The 14,321-nt window shown below is 59.2% G+C and carries 12 protein-coding genes; 8 read left to right on the forward strand and 4 right to left on the reverse strand.

Features of this window, described 5'->3' with window-relative positions; genetic code table 11:
* Nucleotides 1-17 precede the first annotated feature (17 nt).
* Together FB593_RS16360 and FB593_RS16365 are read left to right on the forward strand one after the other, a co-directional pair.
* Nucleotides 18-1,250: an extracellular solute-binding protein gene (locus FB593_RS16360; RefSeq protein WP_003516773.1), complete on the forward strand. Its 1,233-nt coding sequence runs from the start codon at nucleotides 18-20 to the stop codon at nucleotides 1,248-1,250.
* Between the two features lie 185 nt (nucleotides 1,251-1,435).
* Nucleotides 1,436-2,548 (forward strand): ABC transporter ATP-binding protein, encoded by a 1,113-nt coding sequence (locus FB593_RS16365; RefSeq protein WP_145166750.1) that lies wholly within the window; start codon nucleotides 1,436-1,438, stop codon nucleotides 2,546-2,548.
* Nucleotides 2,549-2,694: 146 nt separating this feature from the next.
* Here the strand turns inward: FB593_RS16365 and FB593_RS16370 are convergent, their stop codons facing one another.
* Entirely contained in the window at nucleotides 2,695-3,180 is a 486-nt protein-coding gene (locus tag FB593_RS16370; RefSeq protein ID WP_013636865.1) for a hypothetical protein, read from the reverse strand.
* A gap of 243 nt (nucleotides 3,181-3,423) precedes the next feature.
* On the opposite strand from FB593_RS16370, the gene FB593_RS16375 reads away from it, so the two are divergent.
* The 6 genes from FB593_RS16375 (at nucleotide 3,424) to FB593_RS16400 (ending at nucleotide 10,682) form a co-directional block, all read left to right on the forward strand.
* The gene (locus FB593_RS16375; RefSeq protein WP_003516783.1) at nucleotides 3,424-4,287 is read left to right on the forward strand and encodes a MurR/RpiR family transcriptional regulator; all 864 of its coding nucleotides are present in this window, start codon (nucleotides 3,424-3,426) and stop codon (nucleotides 4,285-4,287) included.
* Between the two features lie 115 nt (nucleotides 4,288-4,402).
* Entirely contained in the window at nucleotides 4,403-5,185 is a 783-nt protein-coding gene (locus FB593_RS16380; RefSeq protein ID WP_003516784.1) for an SDR family oxidoreductase, read from the forward strand.
* 42 nt (nucleotides 5,186-5,227) lie between these two features.
* Nucleotides 5,228-7,147 (forward strand): beta-N-acetylhexosaminidase, encoded by a 1,920-nt coding sequence (locus tag FB593_RS16385; protein ID WP_145166751.1) that lies wholly within the window; start codon nucleotides 5,228-5,230, stop codon nucleotides 7,145-7,147.
* A 12-nt stretch (nucleotides 7,148-7,159) separates the two neighbouring features.
* Nucleotides 7,160-8,590, forward strand: a complete 1,431-nt coding sequence (locus FB593_RS16390; protein WP_065659916.1) for a M81 family metallopeptidase — start codon at nucleotides 7,160-7,162, stop codon at nucleotides 8,588-8,590.
* A 66-nt stretch (nucleotides 8,591-8,656) separates the two neighbouring features.
* Nucleotides 8,657-9,862: an MFS transporter gene (locus tag FB593_RS16395; protein WP_113473873.1), complete on the forward strand. Its 1,206-nt coding sequence runs from the start codon at nucleotides 8,657-8,659 to the stop codon at nucleotides 9,860-9,862.
* A gap of 79 nt (nucleotides 9,863-9,941) precedes the next feature.
* Nucleotides 9,942-10,682, forward strand: coding sequence for a copper homeostasis protein CutC (locus tag FB593_RS16400; RefSeq protein ID WP_111782601.1), 741 nt, complete (start codon nucleotides 9,942-9,944; stop codon nucleotides 10,680-10,682).
* Here FB593_RS16400 and FB593_RS16405 read toward each other — a convergent pair.
* The 3 genes from FB593_RS16405 to FB593_RS16415 are packed head-to-tail and all read right to left on the reverse strand — an operon-like array spanning nucleotide 10,648 to nucleotide 14,295.
* Nucleotides 10,648-11,799 (reverse strand): glycosyltransferase family protein, encoded by a 1,152-nt coding sequence (locus tag FB593_RS16405; protein ID WP_111782602.1) that lies wholly within the window; start codon nucleotides 11,797-11,799, stop codon nucleotides 10,648-10,650. The genes FB593_RS16400 and FB593_RS16405 overlap by 35 nt on opposite strands.
* Complete coding sequence (locus tag FB593_RS16410; RefSeq protein WP_013636859.1) at nucleotides 11,796-13,043, reverse strand: glycosyltransferase family 4 protein; 1,248 nt, start codon at nucleotides 13,041-13,043, stop codon at nucleotides 11,796-11,798. Before FB593_RS16410 ends, FB593_RS16405 begins: the two co-directional genes overlap by 4 nt.
* Nucleotides 13,044-13,086: 43 nt before the next feature.
* Nucleotides 13,087-14,295 (reverse strand): glycosyltransferase family protein, encoded by a 1,209-nt coding sequence (locus tag FB593_RS16415; RefSeq protein ID WP_003516795.1) that lies wholly within the window; start codon nucleotides 14,293-14,295, stop codon nucleotides 13,087-13,089.
* Nucleotides 14,296-14,321: the final 26 nt, after the last annotated feature.

Below are 14,321 nucleotides of genomic sequence, written 5' to 3' on the forward strand. Positions count from 1 at the left end.
AAAACGGGAGACTATCTATGGCACTGAAACATTACGGATTGGCGCTTTGCGCCTTCGCATTTGCCGGTTCCACTGCCCTTGGCACGGTGGCGGCACACGCCGCCGACAAGGAGATCAGCTGGATCTATTGCGGCGACAAGATGGACCCCATCCATGAAAAATACATCAAGGAATGGGAAGGCAAGAATGCCGGCTGGAAGGTCGTTCCTGAAGTCGTCGGCTGGGCGCAGTGCCAGGACAAGGCAACCACGCTCGCAGCCGCCGGCACTCCGGTCGCCATGGCCTATGTCGGTTCGCGCACGCTGAAGCAGTTCGCACAGAACGACCTCATCGTTCCGGTGCCGATGACCGAAGACGAAAAGAAGACCTATTATCCTAACATCGTCGACACGGTTACCTTCGAGGATACGCAGTGGGGCGTGCCCGTCGCCTTCTCGACCAAGGCGCTCTATTGGAACAAGGACCTCTTCAAGCAGGCCGGTCTCGATCCGGAAGTGCCGCCGAAGACCTGGGCTGAAGAGATCGCCTTTGCCAAGCAGATCAAGGAAAAGACCGGCGTCGCCGGTTATGGTCTGCCCGCCAAGACCTTCGACAACACCATGCACCAGTTCATGCACTGGGTTTACACCAATAACGGCAAGGTCATCGACGGCGACAAGATCACCGTCGACAGCCCGCAGGTTCTTGCAGCTCTGAAGGCCTACAAGGACATCACGCCTTACTCCGTCGAGGGTCCGACGGCCTACGAGCAGAACGAAATCCGCGCCATCTTCCTCGATGGCAAGGTTGGCATGATCCAGGCGGGATCGGGTGCTGCAACCCGCCTGCAGGAAACCAAGATCAACTGGGGTATCGCAACCCTGCCGCTCGGCCCTGAAGCCAAGGGTCCCGGCACGCTGCTCATCACCGACAGCCTCGCAATCTTCAAGGGAACCGGTGTCGAAGAAAAGGCGACCGAATTCGCCAAGTTCATCACCTCTCCCGGCCCGCAGGGCGAATACGAACTGCAGGGCGGCGCTGGCCTGACCCCGCTTCGTCCGTCGCCGAAGGTTGATGAGTTCATCGCCAAGGACCCCTTCTGGAAGCCGCTGATCGACGGTATCGCCTATGGCGGTCCCGAGCCGCTCTTCACTGACTACAAGGGCTTCCAGGACACGATGATTGAGATGGTGCAGTCTGTCGTTACCGGCAAGGCGACACCGGAAGATGCCGCAAAGAAGGCCTCTGCCGCTCTCGAGCAGTACAAGTAATCCACATTTATACGGTTGCGGGCGCAGGTCGCCCGCAACCTCATAATTCGTTGCGAGAATACCCGCCGCTATGACGGCAGGAGCTTCTCGTGTGTTTTAACGGTTCCGATAAGGCGCGATTTTTCCGTGTCGCGGAACGTCTCTGAACGCAGCCTGATGTCGGCTGGTGACGGGAGAGGCAAGTTTTGGGTCAGCTTTATCTCAACAACGTCCGCAAGAACTATGGACATTTCGAAGTCATCAAGGGCGTTCAGCTCGACATCAGGGATGGCGAGTTCGTCGTTTTTGTCGGTCCCTCGGGATGCGGTAAATCCACATTGCTGCGCATGATCGCCGGCCTTGAGGATATTTCCGCCGGCGACATCGTCATCAACGGCGTGAAGGTCAATGACTTGCCGCCGGTTAGACGCGGCATCGCCATGGTGTTCCAGTCCTATGCGCTCTATCCGCATATGACAGTTTTTGAAAACATCGCTTTTCCCCTCCGTGTCGAAAAGATGGAAGAGGGCAAGATCAAGGAAAAGGTCGAGGCCGTCGCGAAGATCCTGCAACTCGACCAGCGCCTGCAGCAGCGTCCCGGCATGTTGTCCGGCGGCCAGCGCCAGCGTGTAGCGATCGGCCGCGCCATCGTTCGCGAGCCGAAGATATTCCTGTTCGACGAGCCGCTTTCCAACCTTGACGCCGCACTTCGCGCCGACATGCGTATCGAGCTCACCAATCTGCATCGGACGCTGAAGGCGACGATGATCTACGTGACGCATGACCAGGTGGAAGCCATGACCATGGCCGACCGCATCGTGGTGCTGAATGCGGGCGAAATCTCCCAGGTCGGCGCGCCGCTGGAACTTTACCACAAGCCCGCAAACCTGTTCGTCGCCGGTTTCATCGGCAATCCGAAAATGAATTTCCTGAAGGTCACCTGCAAATCCGTCAGCGCCGATGGTGTGACCGTGGAGTATGAGGGCCAGACAATCACCGTGCCGGTGGAGCCGCGCGCCGGTCTTGAAGGCACGCAACTGACGCTCGGCATTCGCCCGGAACACACCAGTCTCGAAACGGCCGACCTGAATATCAAGGTCGCGCCCAGCGTTATCGAGCGGCTGGGTGTGAATACGATCGCTTATGGCGTCGCGCCCACGGGTGAAAATTATTGCGCGCTTCTTTCCGGTTCTGCGCCTGTTGTCGTCGATGAAACCATCGTCACCGGTATCAAGGCGTCGGATTGCCATCTGTTTGATGAAAGCGGCACATCGCTCGAACGGCGTGTCGACCTTTCTGTCCTCAAACTGATACAATAAAGGGCGGGAACCGGGCCATGAAATCTGTCTCGCCATGCCCGGTTTTCTGCGACGCTATCGGTTTTCAGCGGTCTTCGTCCTGCAGACGAAAAAGCAACGCCGGGCTTTCGGCCCGGCGTTCAAAACGGTCTGGCAGGTCCGCTGGATCACGGCATGGGATTGGGCATGTATCCGGTGAAACCGCTGATTTTCCAGCGGCCCTCATGCAGTCGGCAATAATAGAGCGTCTGCCATTTCATGACGTCGAAGCTGCCATCGGCCTTGCGAAGCCCGCCGTCGAACTTCTTGCGAACCAGCGCGGTCTCACCTTCCACTTCGATTTCTTCCAGCGTGGTGGTGGTGAAGATCGCATTGCGCGGGTCTTCAGCGAATTGCTGGGTCTGGAAATCCTGCGCCTGTCGCAGCCATTCGTCGCGATAGGCGTCAAGCGAGGGGAAGGACAGGCGCCAGTTGTCCGGGTTTGCATCCCGGTTGGCGTTGATGCCGAGAAAGCCGTCCTTTACGAAATCATCCGCGACTTTCGACCAGTCGGCAGTGAGGAAGGCGTCGATATCCCGCGTTACCAGCATGTCCCAGATGGAGTGGCGGGCGACGTCTGTTTCGGGAAAAGGGTTTTTGAATGGGTCGCGCATGATTTAGGTCCGTTGTTGAAATTATTTTCAAGATTTGGATATTTCTCTGGCGAAGATTGTTGGCATATGCTCATCTCGCAATCAACAGAGAAAATAATTTTCAAATCAAAGGTGTCCGGCGTGTCGTCAACGGGGCGAAACATGGTCGATTCATGGGTGTGTACGGTTGACGGGCGTCTCGGATTAGGGTGCATCGGAAACGGGGCCAAGCCTTAAGTTTTGGCGGAACGGAGACCGGTGAGCATGGATATTTTCGCAAAGATTCAAGACGACAGGGGACAGTTCTCGCAATCGGAGCGGCGGATCGCCGATATTCTGGTTTCGGACTTCGAGTTTGCGGTCAATGCATCGATCATCGAGCTTGCCGCCCGCGCCGAGGTTTCCCCGCCAACTGTGACGCGGTTCTGCCGCCGTCTGGGGTGCCAGAGCTTTTCGGATTTCAAGGTCAGCCTTGCCAAGACCGCTTATGTCGGCATCCGCTACCTCACCTCGGAACCGACAAGCACGGGCCCGTCGGACGTCGCCGAGGAAGTGCTTGCCAAGGCGCAGGAGGCGCTTTTCCTGCTGCACAAGACGCTCGATCCCGCCCTGGCCGACGAAGCGGCCGTCCGGATTGCCAATAGCGGCATGATCTACGCGTTTGGAGCCGGTGGTAATTCCTCGATGATCGCCTCGGAAATTCAGAACCGGCTGTTTCGCCTTGGCCTGCGCGTTTCGACCAGCGCCGATCACAGCATGCAATTGATGATGACTGCCGCTGCGCGGAAGGAAGACGTCATCATCGGATCCTCCTTTTCCGGCCGCAACATGGAATTGGTGAAGTGCTTCAGGCTGGCGCGGGAAATGGGGGTTACCACCATCGCGCTGACCCAGAGCGATACGCCCGTCGCCTTGGCCGCCGATATGGTGGTGGCCGTCAACGTGCCTGAGGGAAACAATATCTTCCGCCCAACATCATCGCGTTATGCCTATCTGGCGGCGGTTGATGTTCTGGCGACGCTAGCTGCCTATCACCACCGGCAGCGGTCGATGGTGACCCTGCGGCACATCAAGCAGCAGCTTGTGGAGCATCGTGATCCGGACGACCGGCAATTGCTGGGTGACTAGAGCATTTCCAGTGAGCCGCGTAGCGGTTTCACGCCCGGAAAATGCATAAAAACAAAGATGTAGAGCGGCTTGACCTCAAAACCCGCTCTGGAAAGCTTCGAAGGAGTAGCATGACATGCAGGACAGGAAAGACCAGGTCGCCGTCGTAACGGGCGCGGCGGGCGACATCGGCCGGGCAATTGCCGCGGCGCTTTCTGAAAGCCACGCGAAGGTGGTGTTGGTGGATATCGATCCCGACGCCCTTTCCAATGCGCTTTCCCTGCTTTCCGGTTCCGCCTTCGTTTCGAAAACCTGCGACGTCACCGATCCGCAGGATCTTGCAAGGCTGGCCTTGGAGGTTGCGGAGCTGGGTGATGTCGCGACCCTCGTCAACAATGCTGGTGCTGCAAGGGCCGTCAGCCTGCACGACACGACCGCAGAGATATGGCGCAAGGACAATGCCCTTAACTTGGAAGCACCGTTTCTCTGCTTCAGGGCTTTCGAGGACGCGCTTAAGCGCACGCAAGGGTCTGTCATCAATATCACCTCCGTCAACGGCATGGCTGTGTTCGGCCATCCCGCCTATAGCGCGGCAAAGGCAGGCTTGATCCATCTGACGAAGCTGATCGCTGTCGAATATGGAAAATTCGGCATCCGTTCCAATGCTGTTGCTCCAGGAACCGTGCGCACGCAGGCTTGGGAAGCGCGGGCGGCAGTCAATCCTCAGGTCTTCGAGGAAGCGAAGCACTGGTATCCGTTGCAGCGCATCGTGAGGCCCGAGGATGTCGCCAACGCCGTCGCTTTTCTAGCCGGGCCACAGGCAGCGGCCATCAGCGGCGTGTGCCTGCCGGTGGATTGCGGCCTGACGGCAGGGCAGGCGCCGCTCGCCCGCACTTTCTCACAATCCGAACACTACTGACCGAAGTCCTCTCGGGCTTGAAGCACAATAAAGGGGAGCATCATGGCGCTCGCACAATTTCGTCTCGAAAACTCATGGCATCCGCTCGAAGATTCCGCATCGGGTGGCTTCACCTTCACCCTGTTCAATCTTTCCAGCGAGGCGGTGAAGGATTTCCGGATCGTCTATACGTCGCTGACGCGGACCATCGACAAGCCCGTTTGCGGCAACGCCGTCTATCTGCGCCGCAATGCCAATTTCCATGAATTTGCGCCGCCAACGGGTTTCGTGCTCGAAGCCGGGAAATCGTGGCGTTTTACCGTTGACGGCCTGCTCAGGCCTGCCCGCCATCGCACAGACGGTGCGAAATCCGCCTATATCAGCCTTGCCGACGGCACACATCGCGCGGTTGATGTCGCTGACCTGATGCTTGACGGGCGCCATAGCGAGCCGGCGCCAGCCCTGCTTCCCGAAGGAAAGCTCGATCTGCCCTTCGCCATCCAGCCCTGGCCTGCAGAAATCGATGCCGCGCCGGGCGAAGATTTCCCCGTCGCGCTCTTCCCGACGGAGGAGGCAGGCAAGGAAGAAGTGCTTGCGGTGGAAACTGTTTCGTCGCTGTTCCGCAGGCTTTTTGCCGTTGGTCACGTGCCTTTCAGCCTCGCGCCTGTTCATGAGGGCAAGCCGCTTCGTTTCAAGCAACATAGCGGTCTGGAAGCTGAGGGTTATCGCCTGTCTTTCTCTGATGACGCCGTCGTCGTGGAATATTCGGCCACTGCAGGTCTGCAATACGGCCTGACTGTGCTTGCGCAATTGCTGCACGGCGCGCGCACCGATACCAAATTCCGTTTCCCGGTTTCCGGCACCATCGCCGATGCGCCGCGTTACAGCTGGCGCGGTTGCCATCTGGATGTCTCGCGACAATTCTATCCGACCGGTGATGTCGTGCGGCTGATAGACATTCTTGCATGGCTGCGCATGAACCGGTTCCATTGGCACCTGACGGATGACGAGGCTTGGCGTCTCGAAATCAAGGCTTACCCGCTGCTGACGACAGTCGGCGCGACGCGCGGCCCGGATGCGCCGCTTCTGCCGCAGCTCGGCAATGGGGCTGAGCCGGTTTCCGGTTATTACTCGCAGGATGATGTTCGCATGGTCGTCGCGCATGCGGCGGCACTGAACATCGAAATCGTGCCGGAGGTCGATATTCCCGGCCACAGCACGGCAGCTCTCGTTGCCTATCCGGAGCTGACGGATGGGCAGGAAGCGCCGGACAGCTATCGCTCCGTACAGGGCTATCCCAACAATGCGCTCAATCCCGCCATCGAGCCGACCTATGAATTCCTTGGCAAGATATTCGACGAGATGGTGGAGCTTTTCCCCTCGCGGCTGATTCATATCGGCGGCGACGAGGTAGCAGATGGCTCCTGGCTTGCCTCGCCGCTTGCCAAGTCGTTGATGGAAAAGGAAGGCCTCGACGGCACATTCGGTATCCAGTCCTATTTCATGAAACGTATTCAGGGGATGCTGCATGAGCGCGGCCGCCAGCTTGCCGGCTGGGATGAAGTTTCGCATGGCGGCGGCGTCGATCCCTCGGGAACATTGCTGATGGCCTGGCAGAAGCCGGAAGTTGGCCTGGAGCTTGCAAAGCAGGGCTATGACGTCGTGATGACGCCGGGACAGGCCTATTATCTCGACATGGTGCAGGATGAAGCCTGGCAGGAGCCGGGCGCAAGCTGGGCCGGCACCGTTCCGCCGTCGCATACATATGCTTACGAGGCAGTCGGTGAGTTCCCCGAGGAATTGAAGGAGCGAATGAAAGGCGTTCAGGCCTGCATCTGGTCCGAGCATTTCCTCAATCGCGCCTATTTCAACCATCTGGTTTTCCCGAGACTGCCCGCCATTGCCGAGGCGGCGTGGACGCCGAAAGCGCAGAAGGACTGGCTGCGTTTCTCCGCCATCGTCCGCTTGAGCCCGGTCTATTGAGAGGAAGGCGAGATGCGTATTGCCGTTGGTGGAATTCATACCGAATGCAGCACCTATTCGCCGGTGCTGATGCGTCAGGAAGATTTTCGCGTCTTTCGCGGCGCGGAGTTGCTGGAAGCAGAGTATTTCAATTTCCTCGGCGAAGGTGGAGCGGAAGTGTTGCCGCTTCTGCATGCGCGGGCGGTGCCGGGTGGCCCGGTGTCGCGCGCGGCCTATGATGCGTTCAAGCAGGAATTCTTGGAGCGTCTCAAGGCTTGCCTGCCGCTCGACGGGCTTTATCTCGCCATGCATGGCGCGATGAATGTCGAGGGAATGGACGATGCGGAAGGGGACTGGATTTCCAGCGCCCGCGCCGTAGTCGGACCGGATGTGATCATTTCCGCCAGCTACGACCTGCACGGCAATGTCAGCCAGTCGATCATCGACCAATTGGATATTTTCGCCGGCTACCGAACTGCGCCGCATATCGATGTGCGCGAGACGATGGTGCGGGCGTGGACGATGCTCATCAAGGCTCTGAAAACTGGCGAGAAGCCCGGTGTGGCATGGGCGAAAATCCCCGTTCTCCTGCCGGGTGAAAAAACCTCCACGGAAGATGAACCGGCCAAAAGCCTCTATGCCGTCTTGCCGGACTACGACGCGCGGCCCGGCATTTGGGATGCGAATTTCATGATCGGCTACGTCTGGGCCGATGAACCAAGGGCGACGGCCTGCGCTGTCGTGACCGGGACGGACAAAGATGCCGCGCAGGCGGTCGCCTCGGAGATTGCGCAATCCTACTGGAATGCCCGACAGGATTTCCGTTTCGGTCCCGTGACCGAACCGCTCGAGGTCATCATGGATATTGCGGAAAAAACAACAACCGGGCCGATCATTCTGGCGGATTCCGGCGACAATCCGACCGGCGGCGGGGTGGGCGATCGGGCCGATGTTCTGGCGGCGTTGATTTCGCGCAATTGGCAGGGCGCGTTGATCGGCGGCATCACCGACAAGCCGGCGGTCGAGGCCTGTTTTGCGGCGGGCGAGGGCGCGGCGCTTTCCCTGAAGATCGGCGGCAGTCTCGATCCCGAAAGCCCTTCCATCACTGTCGAAGCCAAGGTCCTGAAACTGGACGATCCAGGTGCTTCCGATCAGCGGCAGGCGGTAGTCGTCATCGATGGCATTACCGTCATTCTGGCTGCAAGGCGCAGGCCTTATCACATGATCGCGGATTTCACCCGTCTGGGCTTCGATCCGAAGGCGGTAAGGCTGCTGGTCGTCAAGTCAGGTTATCTTTCGCCGGAGCTTGCGCCCATCGCCAATCCCAATCTCATGGCGTTGACGGAGGGGGTTATCAATCAGGATATCGAAAACCTCCCCAATCGCCGCCGGGATGGCGATTTTTACCCATGGAAACCGCATTTCAACTATATCCCGAAACCCATCCTTTCGGCCCGCTGGTGATGACAGCGGTTCGATAGCATTTCATTCAGCGATCCGGCCGTGCCGGATCATCTCAGGCGAACCTTCATGCCGTCGGCTCTTTCCATCGTTTTCAACAATCCGTCGATCCGCATCGGGGCGCTCGCCATCCTGTTCTTCGGATTTTCGAATGCCGCCACCGCCCCCTATCAGGCGGTGATCGGCATTCGCGAAATCGGGCTCAGCAACACCGTCTATTCCCTGCTGATGCTGTTTGCCGCCATCATCAATGTCAGCGCCAGCGTGCTGATGGGCATCGTTGCAGACCGGCTCGGCGAATATCGCAAACCCATGCTGCTGATCGCGCTTTTCGGCGTCAGCGGCTATCTGCTGGTTTATCTCGTTGGTAATGCCACCGCCTTCGTGACCGCAAAGCTGCTGCTCCTGCCGATTTTCGGGGCGATGAACTCTCTGATTTTCGCGCATGTGCGCGCCGATGCCCGCAATCTTTCGACGGGCGACATGATCGCGGTGAATTCGATCATGCGGGCCACGATTTCGCTTTCATGGGTGCTGGTGCCGGGTATCGTCGGTATTTTTCTGGTAAACTCCGGCAATATGCTGATGGCTTTCCTGTTCTCAGGCATTTGCGCGCTTATCTGCTTTCTGCTTGTCGCCTTCTGCCTGCCGCGCACGGCGACGCCGACATCGGTGAACACGCAAGCACGTTTCGGCGTCCGCGCTTCACTTGCGGAAATCGGGGAGCGACGGGTGCTGCTGCGGATCATCGCCATCGCGCTCATCTGCTCGATGCTGCATCTCAATGATTCCATCCGCTCGCTCATCATAACGGGTCAGGCAAAGGGAACGGTCGCGGATATCGGTATCGTCGCTGGCATCGTTGCCGCGCTGGAAATCGTCTTCATTCTGCTGTGGGGCTGGATCGAAAAGAAGGTGCGGCAAACGCTGACCCTTGCGGCGGGAGCGGGGCTTTATGCCATCTACCTCATCCTGCAGGGTCTCGCGACGGCACCTTGGCATATCTATGCGCAGACCTTGATCAGCGCGCTCGGCGCAGCCGCCATCATCAGTATCCCGATCACCTATCTGCAGGAACTGATTGCGGATCGGCCGGGGCTTGGAAGCTCGCTGATTGCCGTCAACATCTTCCTCGGCGCGGGTTTGGGTGCGCTGATTTTTGCCGTCGGCACGCTCGTCACGAGCTATTCAGGCACTTCAATCCTGGGAGCGGTTGTAGGTCTCGGCGGCGTTTACATGCTCTACGCGCTTGATGGGAAGGGCCGCCGCAGGTAGAGCGTCGGACCGAAAAGTGTGGGCGGTTTTCGGATTAGCCGGCGCGAAAACACGGCACATTCAAAAGAAAGAGGTTACGATGATTCTCGAGATTTGCGTGGACGACGTGGCCGGTCTGGAAGCGGCGGTCAGGGGTGGGGCCGACCGAATAGAACTTTGCGCGGCATTGTCCGGTGGCGGTGTGACGCCGTCTGCGGGTTTCATGCACCGGGCGGCGGCCTACGCCCTGCCGGTGAGCGTGATGATCAGGCCGCGCGCCGGGGATTTCGTGTTCACGCGCGACGAAGCCGATGTGATGAAACGCGATATCGATGCGGCGCGCGCGGCGGGGCTTTCCGGCGTGGTGCTCGGTGCCTCGCTTGGCGATGGCTCGCTCGATATTCCCCTGCTCGAAGAGCTGTGCCGCCACGCCAACGGGCTCGATATGACGCTGCACCGGGCGATCGACGTTGTTCCCGACATGGATGAAGCCTTGGAGGCCGCTATCGCGCTGGGTTTCCCGAGAATTCTGACCTCCGGGGGCGCGCGTTCGGCGCTTGAGGGCATCGAGACCTTGGCCCGATTATCCGAGCTTGCCGCCGGACGAATTGTCATCATGCCGGGGGCCGGGGTGCGTCCACCAGTCGTGCAGACATTGCTGGACCGCTTTCCCATTACGGAGATCCACGCATCCTGTTCCGCCATTCCGTTTTACGATCCGGAAAGCCGGGTGGCGAAACTCGGTTTCACCGGCGCAGGGCGCAAGGGCACGGATGAAGAGGCCGTTCGAGAGTTAAAGGCGATCCTCACCGCTCATCAAAAAGGCGGCGCAAAGCTCTAGCCGTTCCTGCGGCGCCATCGAGATCGAGGTGGATCACGTCCGGTCCCGGCAGGGCCAATGCCGCCCTGATGGCATCGGCCATGGATTGCGCAGAGATTTCCTTCTCTTCCAGAACCTGTGCCAGTCCCAGCCGCGCCAGCCGTTCGGCGCGGGCGCTCTGTTCCGTTTCGCCATCGGCCGCAAACGGGATCAGAAGCGAGCGGCATTTTGCCTGTAGAATATCGCAGACGGTGTTGTAACCGGCCTGCGAAACCGAAAGCCGCGCGCCGGCAAGCAGGCTTGCGAAATCCTTGCGGAAGCGGAAGATGGACACATTTTCGGGCGCCTGCGCCGAGATCGCATCGAAATCTGCCTGCGGCATGTTGGGGCCGGTTATGAGGCACCAGCTTTTGATCTCTTCCAGCAGAGGCGATGCCTCAAGTGCGGCCCGGATAAGGGCTGCACCAACGGCACCTCCGCCAGCGGAAACGACGATATCGAATTTTTCCGCCGGTTCCGGCGGTGGCAGCGGCGCGACGAGGCCGGTATAGACAACGCGCTGGCTGATTTCGCCGGCAAGGGGAAAGGTCTCCTCCAGCCGGACGAAATCCGGATCTCCGTGGACCAGCACCGCGTCGAAATGTTTCTTCACCAGCGACACGGTTTCTTCGTCCCGGCCGGGTTTGGTTTTTTCCTGCAGAATATCGCGCAGCGACGTCATGACGAGCGGGCGTGGTTCACTGTCCTCGATCTCGTGCAGAAGCGGCAGCAATTCGAAACGCACCTGCCTGCGGCCGAAGGGGAAGGCCTCTATGATGACGATATCCGGCTTTGCGCCGTGATAGGCGCCGATCAGCATATCCGTTCGAAGCTTCTTGAAGTCGTCATCGACCGGTTTGCCGGAACTATCGACAAGGCCGGAAAAGCTGCCGTCGCTGACGGCGATCGGCGGCAATTCGACATGGCGGATGCCTTCGCCCGGAAAGCCGGGAACCGGGGTGCCACCTGTCACCAGAACGACATCGAAACCATCTGCCTGAAGGGCATTGGCAACGCGGCTGGCGCGGGCGATATGGCCGATACCCAGAAGGTGTTGGACGTAGAAGAAAACGGAAGGGCGCTTTTCCGTATCGGTCATGGCGTTTTTTCCCACTCGGTTTCGAACAGCGTCTTCAACTCGGCAATGCTGGTGCGGTTGTCGAAGGCGGTTCGCACACGGTTTTCCGCCGCACTACCCAGACGCTCACGCAATTGTGGATCGGTAATCGCCGTGCGCAGAGCCTCGGCGAAGGCAACCGGATTTTCGGGCTCCGTCAGCAGGCCGTTTTCACCGTCCACGAAGAATTCCGGAATGCCTGATATATTGGTGGAAATGCAGGTCAGCGCCTGGCTGGCGGCCTCGACCAGCACATTGGGAAGACCGTCTCGGTCACCATCGCTGGTGATGCGGCAGGCAAGGGCGAAGAGGTCGGCCTCGCGGTAATTCTCCAGCACCTGTTTCTGGTCCATGGCGCCGGTCCAGACGATCCTGTCGGCGATGCCAAGCTCGTCGGCGAGTTTTTTCAACCCGGCAAGTTCGTCTCCGCCACCGATATGGGTGAAACGCCAATGGATGTCCTGTGGAAGCGAGGCCAAAGCCTGCAACAGAATATCTATGCCCTTTTTCTTGACGGCCCGTCCAACACTCAAAATCCTGACCGGATCATGAGCGTCCGATCCATCTCTTTGCGGACGCGGCGTGTCGAAATGCGGGAAGCGGGTGAGATCAAGACCGTGATAGCTCAAATGCACATTCTGTTTGACGCCGGAAAGGGTGCGAAGATGCTGAAAGCCGCTTGCGGTGCAGGTCACGGCCCAGCGGGCGCTTTCCAGCTTTGCGGCAAGGTCCCGGTCGCTGGAGGTCCAGATATCCTTGGCGTGAGCCGAAATCGTCCAGGGCGTGCCGGTGATAAGATGTGTATAGGCGGCGACCGACGCGGGTGTGTGGATGAAGTGGACATGCAGCCACCCGGCATCTACAGGCCATTCGTGCGCCAGCACGGCCGCCTGCCCGAAACGGCGGAAGCGGTTGCGGCTGAGATCATGCGGCAGATCGCTGAAAAACCGACGCAGCGCCTTGGTGAAGCCTGGCTTTTTGCGGCATGCCCACAGGGCCTTCAGCACGCGGATGGGCTCGTCATGCAGATATTCCGGCAGGTAGGTCACGGGTGCGCGGATTTCATCGTGAACGGGGTGGCGTTTTTTATCCGTCGGGCGGCGCATGGACATGAGTTCCAGCTTAAGGCCAGCCTTTTCAAGCCCCAGAAGTTCCTGGGCGATGAAAGTCTCGGACAGGCGCGGATAGCCCTTGAGGAGCACCACGATTTTTTTTGTGTCGGTCACGTTGCGCGTGTCTCTTTTGAAGCGGTGGTTGTCGGGGAGCCGGTTACGCTGTCAGCGTTATTGGCACCTTGTCGCCCTCGGGCGGCAGCCATTCGGCTATCCGTTTCGAAATGTTTTCCAGACCATCGAGCTTCAAGTCCTGCGAATTGACGGAAGGCGGCGCGCGATTCGGCAGCGCTTTAAGAGCTGCCGCCATTTTTGCCGGATTCTCGGCATCCTCAGGTAAAAGCATGTCGAAAAGGCCGAGCTCCGACGCGCGGCTTGCGCGGATAAGCTGCTCCTCCCTCGGCACCGTGCGCGGCACGACGAGGGCAGGCTTGTCGAACGACAATATCTCGCAGACTGTGTTGTAGCCGCCCATCGACACGACGGCCTGAGCGCCGGCAACGAGGTCTTCCATGCGGTTGTCGAATTCGATGATCTCGATGTACGGAATATCGGCAACACTGCTCATGAATCGCTGGCGCTGGTCTGCCGGCATGTAAGGGCCGAGCACCACGAGCGCCTTGTGCGTCAGTTCGCTATCATGACGGTAGGCGTTGATGACGTCATCGATCAATTCGCTGCCGTCACCGCCGCCGCCAGTGGTGATGAGAAGATAGTCGCCCTCCGGCCGGTGCGCCACGGTTTCCGCCTGCGTTTTGGAGCGTTGCAGGAAGCCGACGAAATCCATCTTGTCGCGAACGGTCTGGGGAACGTCGAGCCCCGTCAAGGGGTCGTGGAAATCCGGCGGGCCATAAATCCAGACGTGGTCATAGAACTTGCCGATCTTGGTCATCACGTCATTGCGCTTCCACTCCGCTTCAAGCAGCTGCGGTGCATCCATGACGTCACGCAGGCCGATGACAAGCTTGGTTCCCTGTCCCTTGAGATACGCAAGCGTTTCCTCCACCTCGCCACGAAGACCCATGGGCTCCTTGTCGACGATGAAGATATCCGGCTGGAAGCTTTCGGCAGTGTGATAGATGATGGAGCGGCGCATCTTCAGTGTTTCCTGAAGATCGATATGCCGGTCCATGGAGGTGTATTCGCCGTTGCGCAGCTTGATGACGCTCGGGATTTTCACGAAATCGACACGAGCGCGATAATCGAAGGCGCCGGCGATAGTCGCGCCCGAAATGATAAGCACGTTGAGGCCGCGATAATCCTCCACCAGCGCGTGAGCGATCGTGCGACAGCGCCGCAAATGTCCGAGGCCGAAGGAATCGTGGCTGTACATGAGGATGCGTGCGTCGTTCAGACGGGAGGTCATCGGCCACACCTCTTTTTGCCTTTCCC

The organism is Rhizobium sp. SJZ105 (assembly GCF_007828365.1).
GTDB classification, from domain to species: Bacteria; Pseudomonadota; Alphaproteobacteria; order Rhizobiales; family Rhizobiaceae; genus Agrobacterium; species Agrobacterium tumefaciens.